Raw genomic sequence first — 20,747 nt, forward strand, 5'->3', positions numbered from 1 at the left:
GACCAGGACGACGCCGTCGAGCACGGGCGTCAGGCCCGTTCCGTGACCACCGCCGCCTGGGGGCGGATCGGCAGCCGGTTCACGGGGCGGCCCGTGGCGGCCCGTACGGCGGACGCGATGGCCGCCGGGGACGTCACCACCGGCACCGCGCTGGCCGCCTTCGCCCCGAAGGGGGCGACGACGTCCCGCTCCTCGACCAGCCTGACGATGCGGATGTCGGGCGCGTCGAGGGCCGTCGGAAGGGCGTAACCGGTCAGGTCCGGGTGGCGGATCAGACCGCGCGGGGTGCGCAGGTTCTCGGTCAGCGCGATGCCCACGCCCTGGGTCACGCCCGCCTCGATCCGGGCGGCCAGCTGGGCCGGGTTCAGGACCCGCCCCACGTCCTGGGCGACGGCCAGTTCCACGACCCGTACGGAACCGATCTCGATGTCGACGTCCACCACCGCGCGGATCGCGCAGAAGGACATGCCGACGAAGGCGTCGCCCTGGCCGGCCTCGTTCAGCGGCTCGGTCGGGTGCGGGCGGCACTGGGCGGTGGCCCACAGTTCCTTGCCGTCCAGCGCCTCGGTGACGGTCGTCGACAGGACGCCGTCGTACGACGTGATCTTGCCGTCGGTGATCTGGAGCAGCTCCGTGGACATGCCGAACTTGTGGGCGAGCGGCTGGAGGAGCTGCGTACGGACCATCTTGGCCGCGCGCTCCACCGCGCCGCCCGACACCCAGGTGTGCCGGCCGTGGCATGCCGCGCCCGCCGGGGGCTGGTCGGTGTCGACCGGCGCCACGTGCACCTCGTCTATGCCGAGCGTCTCCTGCACGATCTGCCGGGCCAGGGTCGTGAAGCCCTGGCCGGTCTCGACGGCCGCGCACAGCACCGTCGCCACACCGTCGTGGACCTTCACGGTCGCGGTGGAGACCTCGTCCGCGCCCTCGGCGCCGAGCATGTGCACCATGCCCACGCCGTAGCCCACGCCCCGGCGCACCGCGCCCGGTTCGCCCGCGCCCTCGGGACCGCCGGGCAGCAGCCACTCCTCCTCGGGCGTGTCCTTGGGCAGCGGCGGGAGCGGGAAGTCCCGCACGGCCTGGAGCAGTTCGGCGACGGGGGCCGGGCAGGTCACGGTCTGGCCGGTCGGCAGCACGTCGCCCGTCGCCATGGCGTTGCGCAGCCGCACCTCGGCCGGGTCGATGCCGAGCTTCTTGGCGATCTTGTCCATCTGCGCCTCGTAGGCGGCGCAGACCTGCATGGCGCCCTCGCCGCGCACATGGCCGGACGGGGGGTTGTTGGTGCGTACGGCCCAGCCCTCGATGAAGGCGTTCGGGACGACGTACGGGCCGCAGGCGAACGCGACGGCGGCGGCCAGGGCGTCGGCGGAGGTGTCGGCGTAGGCGCCCGCGTCGAGCAGGATCTGCGCCTCCACCTTCACGAGTCTGCCCTCGGCGTCGGCGTGGTGGCGGTAGCGCAGCAGGGTGGGGTGCCGGTGGGTGTGCCCGAGGAAGGACTCCTCGCGCGTGGCGGTGAGTTTCACCGGGCAGCCGGTGCGCAGCGCCAGCAGGCCGAGCGGGAGCTGGAAGCTCTGATCCTCGCGGTCGGCCGTGGCGCCGGGGACGCCGGTGACGACGACCTTGACGCGCTCGGGTTCCAGGCCGAAGGCGGCGGCGGCCGTGTCGCGGTCGGCGTGCGGGTCGGTGGAGGCGAGGTACAGCTCCACACCGCCGTCCGGGCGCGGTACGGCCAGGCCCGCCTCGGCGCCGATGGGCGCGGGGTCCTGGCGGCCGATACGGTACAGGCCCTCGACGACGATCTCGCCAGCCGCCTCCGGGTCGCCGTGGCGCAGCGGGATGTGCCGGATCAGGTTGCCGTCGGGGTGCAACGGCTCCGCCTCGAAGGCCTGTTCCGGGTCGGTGACCGGGTCGAGCACCTCGTACTCGACGATGACGGCGGCGGCGGCCATCCGCGCGGTGTCCGGGTGGTCGGCGGCGACGGCGGCGATGGGCTCGCCGTGGTGGCGCACGACCTCGGAGGCGAAGACCGGGCGGTCGGCCGTGCCACGGCCGTGCAACGGGCTGCCGGGGACGTCCTCGTGGGTGACGACGGCGCGTACGCCGGGCATCTCGCGCGCGTGGGAGGTGTCGATGGACACGATGCGCGCGTGCGGGTGCGGTGAGCGCAGCACGGCCGCCCACAGCAGGCCCTCGGCCCACAGGTCGGCGGCGTACGGGAAGGTGCCCTCCGTCTTGGCGCGGGCGTCGGCGGCCGGGAGGGAGGCGCCCAGGCCGTGCGGCAGCGGTTCGGGGGCGGGGGCGGCCTCCGCGGCCTGTGCGGCCTGCGCGGTGGCTGCTTCGTTGCTCACGCGGGGCCTCCGTCCTGGCCGTAGGGCTGGTCATGAGGGTCTGGGGTGTGCGGGTCAGGAGCGTGCGGCTCCGGAGCGTGCGGATTCGGGGTGTGCGCTTCCGGGGGTGAGCCGAAGGCCGACGCGTTGACGCCGCCGGCGCCCGGGCCCGCCTGATGCGGGATACGGGCCTGGTCCGGGTCGCCGTCGGCGGGCGCGCTGTGCGCCTGGCGCTCGGCGACGACCTCCTTCACGGCGTCCACCACGCCCCGGTAGCCGGAGCAGCGGCACAGGTTGCCGCACAGCGCCTGGCGGGTCTCCAGCTCGCTGGGCGCCGGGTTGCCCTCCAGGAGGTCGTGCACGGTCATCGCCATGCCGGGTACGCAGAAGCCGCACTGCACGGCGCCGCAGCGCGCGAGCGCCCGCTGCACGTCCGACGGCCGGCCGTCCTCGGCCAGGCCCTCGACGGTACGGACCTCGCTGCCGGCGGCGGTCACGGCCGGGACCAGGCAGGACGCGACGAGCCGCCCGTCGACCTGGACGTTGCACGCGCCGCACTCGCCCTGCGAGCAGCCGTCCTTGGCCCCCGCGAGTCCGAGCCGCTCACGCAGCACGTACAGCAGGGACTCGCCGATCCACGCGTCGGTGACGGGGCGGTCGGTGCCGTTGACGCGCAGGACGAAGGAGGCGAGGGGGTGTTCCTCCTGCGGGACGGTGGAGGGCGCGTCCTGGGACGCCTCGCCCTCGGTGTCGCCCGCGTCCTGCGGGTCCTGCGGTGCCGGGTCGTTCGGGGTCTCGCCGTCGGCGGCCTCCCGGTCGGCCTCGGCCGGGAGGGGCCCGGCGGAGGCGTCAGCGCCTTCTGTGGCCTCTGCGGCGTCCTCGGCGGCCTCACCGGCGCCGGGAGCGTCCTGTGAGGCGTCCTGCGCGGTCTGCGAGTGCGCGGCGGCATCCCCGTGCGCCTCGTCGTGCGCGGGCTCTCCGGAGGTCTCCTCCGGGGCCTCGGGGTACGGCTGGGGGGAGGCGGACCGTTCGGGGTTGTTCGCGGCTGCCCCGGGGTGGTGCTCGGTCGGCTCACCGACAGCGCCCGAGGGCTCGGGGCCGTGGTGGTCGGTGAAGGCGTGCGGCTGCGGGCGGTGTTCGGCGACGTCGGACGACTCGGAGCCGTGGTCCGTGAAGGCGGACCGGTCCGCGCCGTGGTCCGTGAAGGCGGACTGATCCGGTCCCTGACCGGTTGCGCCCTGCGACTCCGGATCGCGTCCGGGTTGGCCGGAGGCGTCCGGCCCGTGGCCCGGCACGCCGTGCGACTCCGGACCGTGGCCCGGCACGCCGTGCGGCTCCGCCCCGTGGTCGGCGTAAGCCGGCTGCTCCGGGCGGCGGTCGGCGAACGCGGACGGCTGCGAACCGTGGTCCGCGTAGGCGGACTGGTCCGAGCCGTGCCGGGGCACGCCGTGCGGATCCGGGCCGTGGCCGGACACGCCAGGCGACTCCGGGTCCTGACCGGGCACGCCGTGCGGCTCCCGGCCGTGCTCCGTGAAGCCGTGGGGATCCGAACCGTGGTCGACGAAAGCCGGCTGCTCCGGGCGGTGGCCGGCGAAGGCGGACGGATCCGACCCGTGGTCGGCGAACTCCGGCTGCTCCGCCGCGTGATCGGCGCCGTCGGGCGGCTGGGGTGCGTGACCGGCGCCGGGCATCTCCGCCCCGTGGCCGACCGCCCCGGACGCATCCGGTCCATGACCGTCGAACCCGGCCGCTGCCTGCGCGTGACCGCCGAACCCGGACGCCTCCGGCGCGTGACCGCCGAACCCGGACGCCTCCCGCCCATGACCGTCGAAGCCGGACGACTCCCGTCCGTGACCGGCGAAGCCGGACGTCTCCGGCGTCTGCCCGGCAGCCTCCGGCCGCTGCGGCGCGTGACCGGCGGCGTCGGTCGCTCCCGGGGCGTGGCCGGCCGTCGGGTCCGCCTCCTGCGGCATGGGCCCGGCGGGCTGCTGCTCCGGGGCGTGGGCGCCGCGCGCGCCCGGATCCGGTGCGTACTCGGAGGCCGGTCCGGCAGCACCCGGCTGCCCGTGCCCCTGCCCCTGCCCGTGTCCCTGCTCGTTTCCGGAACCGTGCCCGCCGCCCTGCTCGTGCGCGTGCGGATAGCCCGGCCCGGTCTGCTCCTGTCCCGCCGTGTCCTGCGGGACCTGCCGGCCCCACGGCCGGCCCGCCGCCTGGGTCGCCCACGGTGCGGGCGCGCCACCCGGCAGCGTCGGCGGTGGGGTGCCGCCCCACTGCTCGACCAGCGCGGACGTGGTGAACTCGCCCGACTCGTCCGGGAGGTCGCCCCCGGCGACGGGGATGGACCACTGCCCGGTCACGTCATGGCCGGGCGCGGTCTCCGCCGCCGCGGCCTCCTCGAAGTTCCACTGCCCGGTGGTGCCCGGGTTGTACGTGAAGCGGTCGTTCGCGCCGTGCCGCTCCCCTTGCGCGTCGGAGCCGTAAGGCGTGCCGGATCCGTACGGCGCCTGCGAGCCGTACGACTGCTCCCCCGTGTCGTGTCCGGGCTGCTGGTGGGCGGCGTGCGGGTCGTGCCACTGGGCGCCGTCGACGGGCGCGCCGGGCGCCGGCCACGTGCCGGGGGCCGCCGGGTCGGTTCCGGCGGTCGTGGCGGGATCGACCGTTATCTGCGGCGGTACGTAGCCGTGGCCGGGCGCGGCCAGGGGACTGTGGGCGGCCAGCAGGGCGTCGATGCCCCCCTCGGGGAGTTCGACGAAGGCGGTGGCGCCGTCGTCGTACTCGCCCTGGGGCAGCGGATCCCAGCGGCTCCCGCCCCGGGGCGTGCCCTCTCCGTGCTGGTCGTCGGTCACGACAGCGCCCTCCCCAGTGCTCGTCGGGCCAGCGCGGCGACGGTGCGCCGCAGGTGCAGTACGGCGGGCGGGAGCTGCGGTACGGAGCCGTCCTCGGCCGGGGCCGCGTCGGGGATGCAGGCCGCGGCGACGTACTCCCCGAAGGCGCTCAGCGCCTCCGGCACGAGCGCGCGGTTGTTGTCCCAGTCGATGAGCCGGCCGACCCACTGCTCGGCCTCAAGAGGCCGCAGCGGCATCGGCGCTATGGCGCCCACCGCGCAGCGCACACCCCGGCGCGCGGGGTCCAGGACCAGGGCCACGGACGCCACCGCGCGCCCCGGGCCGGTACGGCCGGTCGCCTTCAGGAAGACCTGCGGGGCGTGCAGCAGCGGCACGCGCACGTAGCCGATGAGTTCACCGGCGCGCAGCATGTCCATCCCGGCCAGCAGGTGCGACACCGGGATCTCCCGGCGGGCCCCGCCCGGGCCCGCGATGATCAGGGTCGCCTCCAGGGCGGCCAGCACCGGCAGCGCGTCCCCGGTGGGGGCGGCCGAGGCGATGTTGCCGCCCAGGGTGCCCGCGTTGCGGATGTGCGGCGGGCCCGCGGCGCGCGCGGCGGCGGCGAGCGCCGGGATCAGGGCCGCGAAGTCGGGGCGGCCCATGCGCGCGTGCGTGAGGCCCGCGCCGAGCAGCGCGTGTCCGTCGAGGTACTGCCAGCCGCGGATCTCGCTGATCTTGCCGAGTCCCACCAGGGCGGCGGGCCTGAGCTGCCCGGAGTTGACGGCGGCCATCAGGTCGGTGCCGCCCGCGACGGGCACGGCGGCGGGCACGGCGGTGAGTGCCGCGACGGCCTCGTCCAGCGTCGTGGGCAGCGTGACGGCCTGCGCCGCCTGCGGTGCGTGCGTGGTCAAACCGGCTGCCCCTTCCCGCTGCCCCACCTGGTCCCACCTGTGCTGCCGTACGGTACGTGCTGACAGGGCGGACGTGGCAACTCTGGCACATCTTGGCGAGAGCCGAAGACACGGGTCCGCTAGGAGGCATTCGCCCACCTCACGGGCAAGATATTCCGTTTTCTCACGGGTTCACCAGTGCATTCCGATTGGCACTTTCGGTGACTCTTGTGCGCTTTTTCCGTGGCGTGTTCGAGCTGTTCGGTAGCGGCGGGCCGGTGCTACCGGCTGGGCGGCGGGCCGTCCTTGGGGCGGCCCGGCACCCCTGGACGCCGTTGCCAGGGCAGCGGGCCGGCGGGTGGCCGGTAGGCGATGCCGAGGGCGTCGAGCCGCCGGTAGTGGGCGGTCATGCGGCGCTCGAAATCGGCGAAGTCCCGTTCCGCCGGGGCGGGCAGGGCGCTCCAGGCGACCTCGGCGAAGGCCGCGAGCCGGGGGAACGTCTGGTAGTCCACGCGTGCGTGGTCCTCCATCACCTCGGTCCACACGTTGGCCTGGGTGCCGAGCACGTGCCGGGCCTCCTCGGGCGTCAACTCCGGCGGCACGGGCTCGAACCGGTAGACGTCCTCCAGGGTGCGCACCCACCCGATCGGTACCGGCTCGTCGGGGCCCGGGTCCTGACGGTGGTCCAGATACACCTGCTGCTCGGGGCACATGACGACGTCGTGGCCGGCCCGGGCGGCGGCGATGCCCCCGGCGTAGCCCCGCCAGGAGGACACGGCCGCGCCGTCGGCCAGGCCGCCCTGGAGGATCTCGTCCCAGCCGATCAGCCGGCGCCCGCGCGCGGAGAGCCAGCTGTCGAAGTGCCCGATGAACCAGGACTGGAGCTCGTCCTCGTCGGCGAGCCCGAGTTCCCTGATGCGCGCCTGGGCAGTAGCGGACCGCCGCCACTGGTCCTTGGGGCACTCGTCGCCGCCGACATGGACGAACTCCGACGGGAACAGCTCCAGTACTTCCTCGAAGACGCCCTCGTAGAAGCGCAGGGTGTTGTCAGTGGGGGCGAGTACGTTCGGGTTGATTCCCCAGGTGTCCCACACGGAGAGGGCGTTGGTGTCGATGACGTCGGTGTTGCCGAGTTCGGGGTACGCGGCGATGGCCGCCTGCGAGTGGCCGGGCACGTCGATTTCGGGGACGACGGTGATATGCCGCTCGGCGGCGTAGGCGACGATCTCGCGGATGTCGTCCTGGGTGTAGTAGCCGCCGTGCGGCTTCTCGTCCCACAGGGGTGAGGCCCCGTGGCCGGTTTTCGTCCGCGCCCGCCAGGAGCCGGTCTCGGTCAGCCGTGGATGCCGCTCGATCTGGATGCGCCAGCCCTGGTCGTCCGTCAGATGGAAGTGGAAGACGTTGAGTTTGTGCGCCGCCATCAGGTCGAGAGAGCGCAGGACGCCTTCCTTGGGCATGAAGTGCCGGGCGACGTCGAGCATCAGGCCACGCCAGCGGAATCGGGGGGCGTCCTCGATCGTGAGGTACGGCACGGCCCAAGCGCGGTCGCGCCTGATCGGGGCCCTTCGGTACGCGTCGGGGCCGAGAAGCTGCCGCAGCGTCTGGGCGCCCCAGAAGACACCGGCCGCGCTGCCTCCCTCGATGAGGACACCGTTCCAGTCGCTGACGAGGCGGTACTCCTCGGGGCCGAGCCCGGGGTCGAGCTGCAGCACGATGCCATCGCCGGCGTCGTCGAGTTCCCGCCCCTCGCGCAACGGCAGGCCGGTGGCCTGCCGCAGAGCGGTGCTCAGCCAGTGGCCGACGCCCTGCGTCCCGGTACGGGCGTGGAGCCGGGAGTGTGCCGCCAGCCGGACCTCGCCGGTGGTGGCGACGACGCCGCGGGGCTTCGGAATCAGTTCGGTCATGTCAGTCCTTCTGGGGTCTGCATGAACAGCACAAAAGCCCCCAGGGCACGCGAAACGCACCCTGGAGGCTTTACGCCACGCGGGCCGGGCCTACTTGTCGCCCTTGCCCTTGTCGTCGTCGCCGGAGCCCATGGACTCGTAGATCTCCTTGCACATGGGACACACCGGGTACTTCTTCGGGTCGCGGCCCGGCACCCAGACCTTGCCGCACAGCGCCACGACGGGGGTGCCGTCGAGGGCGCTCGCCATGATCTTGTCCTTCTGGACGTAGTGGGCGAAGCGCTCGTGGTCACCGTCACCGTGGGAGGTCTGCGGTGTCGGCTCTACGAGGGTCCCCGTACCAGTCCCGCGCTCGGGCTCGAGAGTGCTCATAGGCCCAAGGGTACTGAAGGTCACAGCCATCAGTTGAGCGAAGGGTCGTCCGGGTACGTCGCCACCATCGCCAGCTCGTTGCGCTGGCGGCGCAGCACCTCGCGCCAGAGCCTCTCCGGGGACGGCGAGGAGACGTCGCCGGGCTCGGACTCGACGACGTACCACGCGCCGTCCACCAGCTCGTCCTCCAGCTGACCGGGGCCCCAGCCGGCGTATCCGGCGAAGATCCGCAGGGAGCCGAGGGCGGAGGCCAGCAGTTCCGGCGGGGCCTCCAGATCCACCAGCCCGATCGCGCCGTGCACCCGGCGCCAGCCCAGCGGCGCCTCCTCCCCGGACGCCCCGCCGGGGACGACGGCGACCCCGAGGGCCGAGTCCAGCGACACCGGGCCGCCCTGGAACACGACGCCGGGCTCGCCGGCGAGATCCCCCCAGCCCTCCAGGATGTCGTCCACGTCCACCGGAGTGGGGCGGTTGAGGACGACACCGAGAGAGCCCTCCTCGTCGTGGTCGAGGAGCAGCACCACCGCGCGGTCGAAGTTCGGGTCCGCCAGGGCGGGCGTGGCCACGAGCAACCGCCCTGTGAGCGAGGACACCTCGGTCATGCCAGACATGATCCCGCATCTTCCCTTCCCGTGGGGAGGCAATGCGGGGACGCGGGTGAACGCAGCTCAGGGGCACACCGATGCGTCCTCGGCGCACGGACGTGACCGTGACCCCACGTGCCCGGCACGGAACCGTTCGTGTTGTGACAGAGCTATGACGTGGCTGGGTCCGACTCAGGCTTACGGAAGGGGGGTGGAGGGCGATTACCCTTTCCCTCCTGGCCCCTGCCCGACTCCACGGAACGCGAGATTCATGACCGTCAACGACGATGTCCTGCTTGTCCACGGCGGAACCCCGCTGGAGGGCGAGATCCGTGTCCGCGGTGCGAAGAACCTCGTACCGAAGGCAATGGTGGCAGCGCTGCTGGGCAGCGCTCCGAGCCGCCTCCGCAATGTTCCGGACATCCGTGACGTACGGGTTGTACGGGGTCTGTTGCAGCTGCACGGCGTGACGGTCCGCCCGGGGGACGAACCCGGCGAACTGGTGATGGATCCGACGCGCGTGGAGAGCGCGAACGTCGCTGACATCGATGCCCACGCGGGTTCGAGCCGTATCCCGATCCTCTTCTGCGGGCCGCTCCTGCACCGCCTCGGCCACGCGTTCATCCCGGGTCTCGGCGGCTGCGACATCGGCGGCCGGCCCATCGACTTCCACTTCGACGTGCTGCGGCAGTTCGGCGCGCGGATCGAGAAACGGGCGGACGGGCAGTACCTGGAGGCCCCGCAGCGGCTTCGGGGCACGAAGATCCGGCTGCCGTACCCGTCCGTCGGCGCGACCGAGCAGGTGCTGCTGACGGCGGTGCTCGCCGAGGGCGTCACCGAGCTCTCGAACGCGGCTGTCGAGCCGGAGATCGAGGACCTGATCTGCGTCCTTCAGAAGATGGGCGCCATCATCGCGATGGACACCGACCGGACGATCCGCATCACCGGTGTGGACCAGCTCGGCGGCTACAACCACCGCGCCCTGTCCGACCGCCTGGAGGCCGCGTCCTGGGCGTCCGCCGCGCTGGCGACCGAGGGCGACATCTACGTCCGCGGCGCCCAGCAGCGCTCGATGATGACGTTCCTGAACACCTACCGGAAGGTGGGCGGGGCCTTCGAGATCGACGACGAAGGCATCCGCTTCTGGCACCCCGGCGGCCAGCTGAAGTCCATCGCGCTGGAGACGGACGTCCACCCCGGCTTCCAGACCGACTGGCAGCAGCCGCTGGTGGTGGCCCTGACCCAGGCCACGGGCCTGTCCATCATCCACGAGACGGTCTACGAGTCCCGCCTCGGCTTCACCTCCGCCCTGAACCAGATGGGCGCGCACATCCAGCTCTACCGCGAGTGCCTGGGCGGCTCGAACTGCCGCTTCGGCCAGCGCAACTTCCTGCACTCGGCCGTCGTCTCCGGCCCCACCAAGCTCCAGGGCGCCGATCTGGTCATCCCCGACCTCCGCGGCGGCTTCTCGTACCTCATCGCGGCGCTGGCGGCCCAGGGCACGTCCCGCGTCCACGGCATCGGCCTGATCAACCGCGGCTACGAGAACTTCATGGAGAAGCTCGTGGAGCTGGGTGCGAAGGTGGAGCTTCCGGGCAAGGCGCTCGGGTAGCGGCGCAGGCAGTGACGCCAAAGGGGCGGCCACCCGGTTCGGGTGGCCGCCCCTTTGATGTCACTCACTGTGGTTCGTACACCGAGGGCGTACGAACGGCAGGGTTACTTGCCCTTCGCGGCTTCCTTGAGCTTCGAGCCCGCGGAGACCTTCACGCTGTAACCGGCGGGAATCTGGATGGGCTCGCCGGTCTGCGGGTTGCGGGCGGTGCGAGCGGCACGGTGGGTGCGCTCGAAGGTCAGGAAGCCGGGGATGGTGACCTTCTCGTCCCCCTTGGAGACGATGTCGCCGACCACGTCGGCGAACGCGGCCAGAACGGCGTCGGCGTCCTTGCGGGTCACCTCGGCGCGGTCGGCCAGCGCGGCCACCAGCTCACTGCGGTTCATGTTGTTACTCCCGTGTTCATCTTGCCGTTGAGGCGTCAGATCGAAGCCGATGCTGCCAGGGTCCTCCGTGAGTCCCCGGACCCGGGTCCGTCGTCAGACCCTCGCGCCCAGGGACGCATCCTGCCTCTACCTGCGGCGGGAAAGCCAATCCGGCACCCGCAGGAGTCGTGAGAACACCCATGGGAGTCACACGAAAAGAGGGCCTGAGCCTGGCCGACACGATAGAGGGCGTCCCAAGGGGTCGGGTTCCCCGACGCGCCGTTGCCAAGCCAGTCGTGGCAATCCTCACAGCGGCCGCAGGGCCGTCGCCCTACGGCTGCGAGGTCGTCGCCGCCGCGCCGACCGCCTTCGCGGCCTCCCGGACCGCTCCGGCGACCGCGCCCGCGACCTTGTCGTTGAAGACGCTCGGGATGATGTAGTTCGGGTTCAGCTCGTCCTCGGTCACCACGTCCGCCAGGGCGGTCGCGGCGGCCAGCATCATCTCGGTGTTGACCGTGCGGGACTGGGCGTCCAGCAGGCCGCGGAAGACACCCGGGAAGACCAGCACGTTGTTGATCTGGTTCGGGAAGTCGGAACGGCCGGTGGCCACAACAGCCGCGGTCTGACGTGCGATGGCCGGGTCGACCTCGGGGTCCGGGTTCGCGAGCGCGAACACGATGGCGCCGTCGGCCATGGCGGCCACGTCGTCGCCGTCCAGGACGTTCGGGGCCGAGACGCCGATGAAGACGTCGGCGCCGCGCACGGCCTCCTTGAGCGTGCCGGTGAGGCCCTCGGGGTTGGTGTTGTCGGCGATCCAGCGCAGCGCCGAGTCCGGGGCGGCGTCCACCAGGTCCTCGCGGTCGGCGTGCACGACGCCGTGGATGTCGGCGACGACGGCGTTCTTGACGCCCGCGGCCAGCAGCAGCTTCAGGATGGCCGTACCGGCCGCGCCGGCGCCGGACATGACGACCCGGATGTTCTCGATCGCCTTGCCCGTGACGCGCAGGGCGTTCGTGAGGGCGGCGAGGACGACGATCGCTGTGCCGTGCTGGTCGTCGTGGAAGACGGGGATGTCGAGGGCCTCGCGCAGCCGGGCCTCGATCTCGAAGCAGCGGGGGGCGGAGATGTCCTCCAGGTTGATGCCCGCGAAGCCCGGGGCGATCGCCTTGACGATCTCGACGATCGCGTCGGTGTCCTGGGTGTCGAGGCAGATCGGCCAGGCGTCGATGCCGGCGAACCGCTTGAAGAGGGCCGCCTTGCCCTCCATGACCGGCAGGGCCGCCTTCGGGCCGATGTTGCCCAGGCCCAGCACGGCCGAGCCGTCCGTCACGACCGCAACGGAGTTGCGCTTGATGGTGAGGCGGCGGGCGTCCTCGGGGTTCTCGGCGATCGCCATGCAGACGCGGGCCACGCCCGGCGTGTAGACCATGGACAGGTCGTCACGGTTGCGGATGGGGTGCTTCGACGCCATCTCGATCTTGCCGCCGAGGTGCATGAGGAAGGTCCGGTCCGAGACCTTGCCCAGCGTGACGCCCTCGATGCCGCGGAGTTCCTCGACGATCTCGTCCGCGTGCGCGGTCGACGAGGCCGCGATGGTGACGTCGATACGGAGCTTCTCGTGACCGGATGCGGTGACGTCGAGGCCGGTCACCGAGCCTCCGGAGGACTCCACGGCGGTGGTGAGCTGCGAGACGGCGGTTCCGCTCGCGGGCACCTCCAGCCGGACCGTCATCGAGTAGGAGACGCTGGGCGCCGTTGCCATGGCCGACTTCCTCTGCTTTCACCTGACGCTGAGTTGTGCCGTCCGATCGTCGCACCTACCGCCGGGTAGCAGGTAGCCACCCTCAATTGCGAACGTTTTGTTCGCGGAACAGGCCAGCAAAAAGAGACCCACGTCACGCTGACGTGGGTCTCTTCGCAAGTAGGCGGCACCGACCCGCCATGCTCGCCTCGCGGCAAGTGGTCGCTCGTAGCGACGATGGTTGGGCCCGGGGGCTTGGATCGGGCCGGTGCCACATCCAGGCTAACAAACAGATCCCGTAAGGCCATTCCCGTACCGGGAGTTCATTTCGCCGACACGTGGGTATCGGGGGCGCGGCCCCGCCGGACGGACGGATCAGTCCCTGAGCAGGTCCGGTACTCCCGCCGCGTCCGGCTCGTCCCGGTCCGCCGAGACGACCGTGAGCTGCTGTGTGGCCCGGGTCAGTGCGACGTAGAGCACACGCAGGCCGGCCGGGGACTCGTCGGCGATCTCCGCCGGGGAGACCACGACCGTCGCGTCGTACTCCAGGCCCTTGGCCTCCAGGCTGCCGAGCGCCACCACCCGGTCGCCGAGTCCGGCGAGCCAGCGCCGGGCCTCCTCGCGGCGCTGCATGGCGACGACGACGCCGACCGTGCCGTCGACGCGCTCCAGCAGCCGGGCCGCCTCGGCGCGGACGGTTTCGGCCAAGGTGTCGCCCACGACCGTGAAGCGCGGCTCGACGCCGGTGGAGCGGACGGCCTTCGGGGACGGGGAGCCGGGCATGGCCAGGGCCAGCACCTTCGAGGCGAGCTCGGCGATCTCGGCCGGGTTGCGGTAGTTCACGGTGAGTTCGAAGCGGCGGCGCGGGCGGGTACCGAGGGCCTCGTCGCGGGCCTCGGCGGCCTCGTCCGGGTCGGACCAGGAGGACTGGGCCGGGTCGCCGACGACCGTCCAGGTGGCGTGCCGGCCGCGGCGGCCGACCATGCGCCACTGCATCGGGGTGAGGTCCTGGGCCTCGTCGACGATGACGTGCGCGTACTCGGTGCGCTCCTGCGCGAGGCGCTCGGCACGCTCGCGCTGCGACTCCTCGCGCACCGGCATCAGCTCCTCCAGGCCGGTGAGCTGGTCGAGCGGGTCGAGTTCGCGCCTCTTGCGGGGCCGGGCCGGGGCGCCGAGGACGGCCTGGAGTTCGTCGAGCATCGCGATGTCGTGCACCGAGTGGCCGTCGCGCCTGAGGGAGCGGGCGACCTTGCGGATCTCGCCGGGGTTGAGGATCCGCCGGGCCCAGCGGCCGAGGCGCCGCTCGTCGGCCATCGCGTCCAGGACGGCCGCCGGGGTCAGCTCCGGCCACCAGGCGTCGAGGAAGGCGATGAAGGCGTCCTCGGAGGTGATGTCCTCGTCGAAGGAGGAGCGCAGCTCGGCGGCGAGCTCCGGGTCGGTGTGCCGGCCGGCCGCGCCGGACTGCTCCCACAGGGCGTCCAGGAGGAGCTTGCGGGCGCGGGGGCGCAGCAGGTTCACGGGGGCGGTGCCGCCGAGGGCGGCGCGGCGGATGCCCGCCAGCTGCTCGGCCTCCAGCTCCAGGCGGCGGCCGAAGGCGACCACGCGCAGCCGGGTCGGTGAATCGTTCAGCTCCAGGGCTCCGCGCGCGGCCTTGCGCAGCACCTTGAGCATGCGGGACGAGCCCTTGGCGCGGGCCACGGACGGGGAGTCGTAGAGCGTGGCCGCGGCGCCGTCGACGAGTGAGCCGATGGCGCGGATGGTGACCTGGCCCTCCTCGCCGAGGGAGGGCAGCACGCCCTCGGTGTAGGCGACGAGCAGCGGGGTCGGGGAGACGATCAGGATGCCGCCCGCGTACCGGCGGCGGTCCTGGTAGAGGAGGTAGGCCGCGCGGTGCAGGGCGACGGCGGTCTTGCCGGTGCCGGGGCCGCCCTCGACGTACGTCACGGAGGCGGCGGGGGCGCGGATGACCAGGTCCTGCTCGGCCTGGATGGAGGCGACGATGTCGCGCATGGTGTGGCTGCGGGCCTGGCCGAGCGCGGCCATCAGGGCGCCGTCGCCGATGACGGGCAGTTCATGGCCGTCGAGGAAGGCCGTCAGCTCGGGGCGCATCAGGTCGTCCTCGACGCCGAGCACCTTGCGGCCCTTGGAGCGGATGACCCGGCGGCGGACGACCCGGCCGGGGTCCACGGGCGTCGACCGGTAGAAGGGGGCGGCGGCCGGGGCCCGCCAGTCGATGACCAGCGGGGCGTAGTCCTGGTCGAGGACACCGATACGGCCGATGTGCAGCGTCTCGACGATGTCGGCGGTGTTGTCCTCACGGACCGCGCCCTCGGCGGGCTCCACGGCGGTGTACGCGCCGTCGGGGCCCTTCTTGCCGTCCTTGCCGCGCAGCAGGTCGATACGGCCGAAGAGGAAGTCCTCGAACTCGTTGTTCAGCCGGCTGAGGTGTATGCCGGCCCGGAAGACCTGGGCGTCCCGCTCGGCGAGCGCGCCGGGGGTGCCGACCTGGCCGCGCTGGGCCGCGTCGTTCATGAGGAACTCGGCCTCGTGGATCTTCTCCTCGAGGCGCCGGTACACCCGGTCCAGGTGTTCCTGTTCGACGCTGATCTCTCTGTCTCTCAGGGAGTCGAGCGCGGTTTCCTGTTGAGCCTGAGCGGCCACCGGGCCCCCTTCTGACGTGCTGGGCAGCCGTCCACCGTACGCGAAGGGGACCCGGTAAGGCTACGCGTCGACCTCGACCAGCCGCTTGCCGTCGAAGGTCACGATCTCGAAGTGGTCGATCTCGTTCGGCTTGAAGGCGGCGCCGCCCTGGACGTACAGGGGCTCCTTGGCCTTCTCGGACTTGGCTTCCGGCAGGCCGTAGCCCCATTCCGGGACGGACCAGGAGGACAGGGTCTCCCGCTCGCCGTTCTTGCCGACCGCGACGAGCGCGCACTTGAGCGGGCCCTTGACGTTCTTCAGCTCCGTGACCACGCCCGTCCCCCAGTCCTTCTTCTGGAGGGCGACCGTCGCGGTGACCTTGGTGCTCGGGTCGGTGGCCGAGATCTTGTCGGAGATGCCGTCGAAGGCCTCCTTGGCGGGGCTGGCCGCGAGCGGGCGGTTCTCCGCGCCGCCGCCGTCACCGCCGCTGTTCGTCGCGACCGCGACGAAGGGGCCGCCGATGATCAGCGCGCCGGCCGCGGCCACCATGTAGAAACTCCGGCGGCGCTTCTGGGCGCGGCGGTCGGCGACCTCGTCGACCAGCTTCTCCACCAGGCGCGGCCGGGGTTTCGCGGACAGCGACTCGCCGATCGCGGGTGTGCTGCCGGAACCGGGCAGGTCGGCGAGGGCGGCGAGCATCGGCTCCATGCCGGCCAGCTCGTCGAGCTGCTGGGCGCACCATTCACAGGTCGCGAGGTGGGCTTCGAAAGCGGTTGCTTCGGCGTCGTCGAGGATGCCGAGAGCGTAGGCGCCGACGGTCTCGTGCTCGTTCGGCACCGGAGATCCCTGCATGGGTCCAGACATACCCATGCCTCCCGTACCGAACCCCTGGTTACCCCCGTAAACACTCATCACGCCGTCACCCCCCGCTCCTCCAGTGCCAGCTTCATCGAACGCAGGGCGTAGAAGACCCTGGAGCGGACGGTTCCGCTGGGTATGCCCAGGGTTTCGGCCGCCTCATTGACGGTACGCCCCTTGAAGTACGTCTCGACGAGCACCTCCCGGTGGGCGGGGGTCAGGTCGTCGAGTGCGTCCGACAGAGTCATCAGCCACAGCGCCTTGTCGATCTCGTCCTCCGCGGGGATGACCTCCAGCGGCGACGGGTCGACCTCCTGCGGCCGGGCCTGCCGGCTGCGGTGGCCGTCGATGACGATGCGCCGGGCGACCGTCACCAGCCAGGGGCGTACCGATCCGGTCGCCCGATTGAGCTGACCGGCGTTCTTCCAGGCACGGATGAGCGTCTCCTGCACGACGTCCTCTGCGCGCTGCCGGTCTCCGGCGACCAGGCGCAGGACATACGCAAGCAGGGGTCCGGCGTGTTCGCGGTAGAGCGCACGCATCAGCTCCTCGTCGGGTTCCGAGGGCTGGGACATGCGATGTCGGGCCCTCGGTGCACGTTCATTGGCCACGACGGAATCCTTGCGCACGCCCACCTCCGGTGTCCGGGGGTTCCCCCAGTCGGTCGCTCCCCATGCCGTACGGACGCGAGGCGTTGGGCGTTCAAAGTGGAGTGACAGATTTCTTTGAAGTGACGTGACGAGGGGGACATGGGAGCACATTCCCACCCCGCATTCTTTACATTTCTGCCACATCGACGAGATCAAGCCAGGCTTTCCCTACGGGTGCGTAGGTAAACGGCATGTAATCGAAATCACTTCGACAGCGCATCCACAGAAGTCGCATTTAGGACAGGGGAATTGGGGGCGGCGACCACCCAACGCCCTTGACCCGAGGGGCAAAAGGGACTTAAGCGCGAGTGAGTGCGGCGCGGCGGCGATGCCGGGCGACCCGTTCGCGGTTCCCGCAGACCTCGCTGGAGCACCAGCGCCTCCTGCGCCCCCGGGAGGTGTCGAGGTACACGATCGGGCAGTTGTCGCCCTCGCACTGGCGCAGGGCCGCGCGGGCGGCGGGGTCGGTCAGCAGGTCCACGGCGTCCCGGGCGACGGCCGCGAGCAGGGCGGGGCAGCCGGGCGGGCCGTCCAACCGCCGCAGAAGTTCGCCGTCTCCCCCGCGGACCGCGCGCGGGGCGGGAGGTGCGGTACGGGCGAGGTCGTTGACGCGCGCGAGCGCGAAGTCGTAGGCCCGGGTTCCGGATCCGGGCCAGCCGCGCACCAACCGGTCGACCTGGCCGCGCAGTTCGCGGAAGGCGACCAGCCAGGCGGCGTCGGCGTGGGCCAGGGCGGTGTCCGCCGGGACCAGCCCGGAGCCGGTGATCCAGGCGCGCAGCACGTCCACGGAGCCGAGCCGTTCCTCCGGATGCGTGGTGGAGAGCAGGTCGAGGCAGATCCGTCCGGCGTCGAAGCGCAGCTCGTACGGGGCCGTGGCCGTACCCAGTGCCATGTGCCTGTCACCGCCTAGGGGTGCACCCCGGTCGCGAGGGTTCGCTGAGGTGCCAGTGAGAGGGCTGGGAAACCGTTCCCTCTTACAGTGCCTGCCCGCTCCCGCGCCGGAAACCCCTCGCACGGGCCGCTCGTGCGAGGGGCGGCTTCGGGTGGCGGTATCCCGCTCAACCCGCGGACGCGCTCACGCGTCCGCGTACTTCGTGTCCGCCGCCGGGTCCAGGGCGAGGCGGTACCCCCGTTTGACCACCGTCTGGATCAGTTTCGGGGTGCCGAGGGCCGTGCGGAGACGGGCCATGGCCGTCTCGACCGCGTGCTCGTCGCGGCCGGAGCCGGGCAGGGCGCGCAGGAGTTCCGCGCGCGCGACCACCCAGCCGGGGCGGCGGGAGAGGGTACGGAGCAGGGACATGCCGGCGGGCGGCACGGGCTTGAGGTCCCCGTCGACCAGGACGGCGTGGCCGCGGATCTCCACCCGGTGCCCGGCGATCGGCAGCGCGCGTGCCCGGCCGGGCAGTTCCTTGGCAAGGAGCTGGACCAGGGGTCCGAGCCGGAAGCGCTCGGGCTGGATCGTGTCGATGCCGCGGGACTGCAGCGGCAGGGCGGTGACCGGGCCGACGCAGGCCGGCAGCACGTCGTGGCTCAGGGCCTCCAGCACCTCGGGGAGCATCCCGCGCTCCTCCGCCCTGGAGAGCAGGGAGGCCGCGGCCGGGGCGCTGGTGAAGGTCAGCGCGTCCACGCCCCGGGAGACCGCCGCGTCCAGCAGGCGGTCCACCGGGGCGATGTCCTCGGGCGGCATCCACCGGTAGACGGGCACGCCCACGACCTCGGCCCCGCCCTCGCGCAGCGCCTCCACGAACCCGGGCAGCGGCTCACCGTGCAGCTGGATCGCGATGCGCTGCCCGTCGACGCCCTCCTCCAGCAACCGGTCGAGCACCTCGGCCATGGACTCCGACGACGGCGACCACTCCTCCGTCAGCCCGGCGGCCCGGACCGCGCCCTTCACCTTGGGGCCGCGCGCGAGGATCCGTACGCCGCCGAGCCGTGACAGCAGATCGTCGCCGAGCCCCCAGCCGTCGGCGGCCTCGACCCAGCCCCGGAAACCGATCGCGGTCGTGGCGACCACGATGTCCGGCACCTGGCGGATGAGCTCCTTCGTCGCGCCCAGCAGTTCACTGTCGTCGGCGAGCTGCACGATCCGCAGGGCAGGGGCGTGCATGACGGCGGCACCGCGCCGCTGGAGCAGCGTCCCCAGCTCATCGGCCCGGCGCGCGGCCGTCACACCCACGGTGAAACCCGCCAGGGGCCCGTGGTCCGGTCGCTGTTCTTCCTCGTACATGGCTCTCGTCCCGCACTCGAGTCGTCGTACTTAGTGGGTACGGCGTTCCTACATGCCGAGCGAGCCTGTCAACGGCTCGTGACAGGCTCGGATCGGCATGATGTCGACGGTGTTACGTCACACCTTGGCGTAGGTGAGCTGCGGCTCTGCCTCCGAGGTCGCCGCCGTGGCGGGTACTCGGGGGGTCGTACGGCGAAGGTATACGGACCAGGTGACCGCGAAGCAGACCGCGTAGAAGGCGAGGAAGGCGACGAACGCCCCGGTGCCGGAGCCGTAGGAGAGGAAGGACTGGCGGAAGGCGAGGTTGATGCCGACGCCGCCGAGCGCGCCCACCGCGCCGATGAGTCCCATGGAGGCGCCGGAGAGCCGGCGTCCGTAGGCCGCGGCCGCCTCGCCCTGAAGTCCCTTGGCGAGGGCCTTGTTCTGGAAGATGCCCGGGATCATCTTGAACGTCGAGCCGTTGCCGAGCCCGCTGAGCACGAAGAGCACCACGAACGCCGTGGTGAACAGCGCCAGCGACTTCTGCATCGAGGCACCGATCAGGACCGCCGTGGCGACGCCCATGCCGACGTAGTTCCACAGGCTGATCTTCGCGCCGCCGTACTTGTCGGCCATCCAGCCGCCCAGGGGCCGGATCAGCGAGCCGAGGAGCGGACCGATGAAGGTGACGTACGCCGCCTCCAGCGGGGTGCGTCCGAACTGGTTCTGCAGGACCTGCCCGAAGGCGAAGCTGTAGCCGATGAACGAGCCGAACGTGCCGATGTAGAGGAAGGACATGATCCACGTGTGGGCGTCCCGCGCGGCGTCCTTGGCGGCACCGGTGTCGTTCTTCACGTTCTCGAGGTTGTCCATGAAGAGCGCGGCCATGACGGCGGCGACGAGGATCAGCGGGATGTAGATCCCGAGCAGCACGCGCGGCCCGCCGCCGGCGCCGATGATCGCCAGGGCGGCCAGCTGGATCACCGGTACGCCGATGTTGCCGCCGCCCGCGTTCAGGCCGAGGGCCCAGCCCTTCTTCCGCAGCGGGAAGAAGGCGTTGATGTTGGTCATGGAGGAGGCGAAGTTGCCGCCGCCGATGCCCGCGAGCAGGCCGACGAGGAGGAAGGTGGAGAAGGACGTGCCCGGCTCCATCACCATGAAGGCGGCGACGCTCGGGACGAGGAGGAGGCCGGCGGAGATGATCGTCCAGTTCCGGCCGCCGAAGATCGCGACGGCGAAGGTGTACGGGACGCGGACGACGGCGCCGACGAGCGTGACCATCGAGGTCAGCATGAACTTGTCGGCGGGGGTCAGCCCGTACTCCGGGCCCATGAAGAGGACCAGAACGGACCACAGGGTCCAGATCGAGAACCCGATGTGCTCGGAGAGCACGGAGAAGAAGAGGTTCCGGCGGGCGATCTTCTCGCCCGTCTCCTTCCAGAAGGTCTCGTTTTCCGGATCCCAGTGCTGGATCCAGCGTCCGCCCCTGCTCGGGGGTGCGGGTGCCGTGCCAGGGCCTGTCATGACGCCTCCACTTGCTCCGGGACTCGGTCGTTCCATGAGTGCTGAGTCCCGAAGGTAGGGAGGACGCGTTTCGTGACTGTGCCAGCGGGTGACCGCGAGGGAACTTTGCTCTCACCCCGGCCGGGGGCGGGATGAGAGGTTCGGTGGCGTCTGTCAGCGTTGCGGAGGCTGCGCCGGCGGATTCTGCCGGCCCTGCGGCTGCTGTTGCTGGGGGTAGGGCTGGGCGTACGGGCCGGGGGGCTGCTGAGG

15 protein-coding genes are annotated in these 20,747 nt (G+C 71.9%); 1 reads left to right on the forward strand and 14 read right to left on the reverse strand.

What is annotated here, in order from left to right:
- Positions 1-29: 29 nt before the first annotated feature.
- The 6 genes from CCL05_RS18555 to CCL05_RS18580 form a co-directional block, all read right to left on the reverse strand.
- On the reverse strand, positions 30-2,348 hold the full coding sequence (locus CCL05_RS18555; RefSeq protein ID WP_086561618.1) for a xanthine dehydrogenase family protein molybdopterin-binding subunit: 2,319 nt from the start codon (positions 2,346-2,348) through the stop codon (positions 30-32).
- Entirely contained in the window at positions 2,345-5,173 is a 2,829-nt protein-coding gene (locus tag CCL05_RS18560) for a 2Fe-2S iron-sulfur cluster-binding protein (RefSeq protein WP_086561619.1), read from the reverse strand. Before CCL05_RS18560 ends, CCL05_RS18555 begins: the two co-directional genes overlap by 4 nt.
- Positions 5,170-6,063 (reverse strand): FAD binding domain-containing protein, encoded by an 894-nt coding sequence (locus CCL05_RS18565; protein ID WP_086561620.1) that lies wholly within the window; start codon positions 6,061-6,063, stop codon positions 5,170-5,172. The genes CCL05_RS18560 and CCL05_RS18565 overlap by 4 nt, the downstream gene beginning before the upstream one ends.
- A gap of 260 nt (positions 6,064-6,323) precedes the next feature.
- Complete coding sequence (locus CCL05_RS18570) at positions 6,324-7,946, reverse strand: beta-N-acetylhexosaminidase (protein WP_086561621.1); 1,623 nt, start codon at positions 7,944-7,946, stop codon at positions 6,324-6,326.
- Positions 7,947-8,036: 90 nt separating this feature from the next.
- Entirely contained in the window at positions 8,037-8,318 is a 282-nt protein-coding gene (locus CCL05_RS18575; protein WP_010039914.1) for a DUF3039 domain-containing protein, read from the reverse strand.
- A 29-nt stretch (positions 8,319-8,347) separates the two neighbouring features.
- Positions 8,348-8,920 (reverse strand): YqgE/AlgH family protein, encoded by a 573-nt coding sequence (locus CCL05_RS18580; RefSeq protein WP_167409579.1) that lies wholly within the window; start codon positions 8,918-8,920, stop codon positions 8,348-8,350.
- A gap of 253 nt (positions 8,921-9,173) precedes the next feature.
- Between CCL05_RS18580 and murA the strand changes: the two genes are divergently transcribed.
- Positions 9,174-10,514, forward strand: coding sequence for a UDP-N-acetylglucosamine 1-carboxyvinyltransferase (gene murA, locus CCL05_RS18585; RefSeq protein WP_086561623.1), 1,341 nt, complete (start codon positions 9,174-9,176; stop codon positions 10,512-10,514).
- A 104-nt stretch (positions 10,515-10,618) separates the two neighbouring features.
- Here the strand turns inward: murA and CCL05_RS18590 are convergent, their stop codons facing one another.
- The 8 genes from CCL05_RS18590 to CCL05_RS18625 form a co-directional block, all read right to left on the reverse strand.
- On the reverse strand, positions 10,619-10,900 hold the full coding sequence (locus CCL05_RS18590) for an HU family DNA-binding protein (RefSeq protein WP_003990598.1): 282 nt from the start codon (positions 10,898-10,900) through the stop codon (positions 10,619-10,621).
- Positions 10,901-11,210: 310 nt separating this feature from the next.
- The gene (locus CCL05_RS18595; RefSeq protein WP_086561624.1) at positions 11,211-12,641 is read right to left on the reverse strand and encodes an NAD-dependent malic enzyme; all 1,431 of its coding nucleotides are present in this window, start codon (positions 12,639-12,641) and stop codon (positions 11,211-11,213) included.
- Positions 12,642-12,995: 354 nt separating this feature from the next.
- Entirely contained in the window at positions 12,996-15,281 is a 2,286-nt protein-coding gene (locus CCL05_RS18600; protein WP_086561625.1) for a HelD family protein, read from the reverse strand.
- A gap of 60 nt (positions 15,282-15,341) precedes the next feature.
- Complete coding sequence (locus CCL05_RS18605) at positions 15,342-16,172, reverse strand: anti-sigma factor family protein (RefSeq protein WP_086561626.1); 831 nt, start codon at positions 16,170-16,172, stop codon at positions 15,342-15,344.
- Positions 16,172-16,693, reverse strand: a complete 522-nt coding sequence (locus CCL05_RS18610) for a sigma-70 family RNA polymerase sigma factor (RefSeq protein WP_010039908.1) — start codon at positions 16,691-16,693, stop codon at positions 16,172-16,174. Before CCL05_RS18610 ends, CCL05_RS18605 begins: the two co-directional genes overlap by 1 nt.
- A gap of 373 nt (positions 16,694-17,066) precedes the next feature.
- Positions 17,067-17,660 (reverse strand): CGNR zinc finger domain-containing protein, encoded by a 594-nt coding sequence (locus tag CCL05_RS18615; protein ID WP_086561627.1) that lies wholly within the window; start codon positions 17,658-17,660, stop codon positions 17,067-17,069.
- Between the two features lie 183 nt (positions 17,661-17,843).
- Positions 17,844-18,995: a uroporphyrinogen-III synthase gene (locus tag CCL05_RS18620; protein ID WP_086561628.1), complete on the reverse strand. Its 1,152-nt coding sequence runs from the start codon at positions 18,993-18,995 to the stop codon at positions 17,844-17,846.
- A 117-nt stretch (positions 18,996-19,112) separates the two neighbouring features.
- Complete coding sequence (locus CCL05_RS18625) at positions 19,113-20,498, reverse strand: nitrate/nitrite transporter (protein ID WP_086561629.1); 1,386 nt, start codon at positions 20,496-20,498, stop codon at positions 19,113-19,115.
- Positions 20,499-20,747: the final 249 nt, after the last annotated feature.

This window comes from Streptomyces africanus, from assembly GCF_002150735.1.
Taxonomy (GTDB): Bacteria; Actinomycetota; Actinomycetes; order Streptomycetales; family Streptomycetaceae; genus Streptomyces; species Streptomyces africanus.

Excerpts from the sequence above, each read along its gene's own strand:
- CCL05_RS18610 (WP_010039908.1), bottom strand. The coding sequence starts at position 16,693 with ATGTCCCAGCCCTCGGAACCCGACGAGGAGCTGATGCGTGCGCTCTAC.
- CCL05_RS18595 (WP_086561624.1), bottom strand. The coding sequence starts at position 12,641 with ATGGCAACGGCGCCCAGCGTCTCCTACTCGATGACGGTCCGGCTGGAG.
- CCL05_RS18575 (WP_010039914.1), bottom strand. The coding sequence starts at position 8,318 with ATGAGCACTCTCGAGCCCGAGCGCGGGACTGGTACGGGGACCCTCGTA.
- CCL05_RS18580 (WP_167409579.1), bottom strand. The coding sequence starts at position 8,920 with ATGACCGAGGTGTCCTCGCTCACAGGGCGGTTGCTCGTGGCCACGCCC.
- CCL05_RS18570 (WP_086561621.1), bottom strand. The coding sequence starts at position 7,946 with ATGACCGAACTGATTCCGAAGCCCCGCGGCGTCGTCGCCACCACCGGC.
- CCL05_RS18590 (WP_003990598.1), bottom strand. The coding sequence starts at position 10,900 with ATGAACCGCAGTGAGCTGGTGGCCGCGCTGGCCGACCGCGCCGAGGTG.
- CCL05_RS18620 (WP_086561628.1), bottom strand. The coding sequence starts at position 18,995 with ATGTACGAGGAAGAACAGCGACCGGACCACGGGCCCCTGGCGGGTTTC.
- CCL05_RS18605 (WP_086561626.1), bottom strand. The coding sequence starts at position 16,172 with ATGAGTGTTTACGGGGGTAACCAGGGGTTCGGTACGGGAGGCATGGGT.
- murA (WP_086561623.1), top strand. The coding sequence starts at position 9,174 with ATGACCGTCAACGACGATGTCCTGCTTGTCCACGGCGGAACCCCGCTG.
- CCL05_RS18625 (WP_086561629.1), bottom strand. The coding sequence starts at position 20,498 with ATGACAGGCCCTGGCACGGCACCCGCACCCCCGAGCAGGGGCGGACGC.
- CCL05_RS18615 (WP_086561627.1), bottom strand. The coding sequence starts at position 17,660 with ATGGCACTGGGTACGGCCACGGCCCCGTACGAGCTGCGCTTCGACGCC.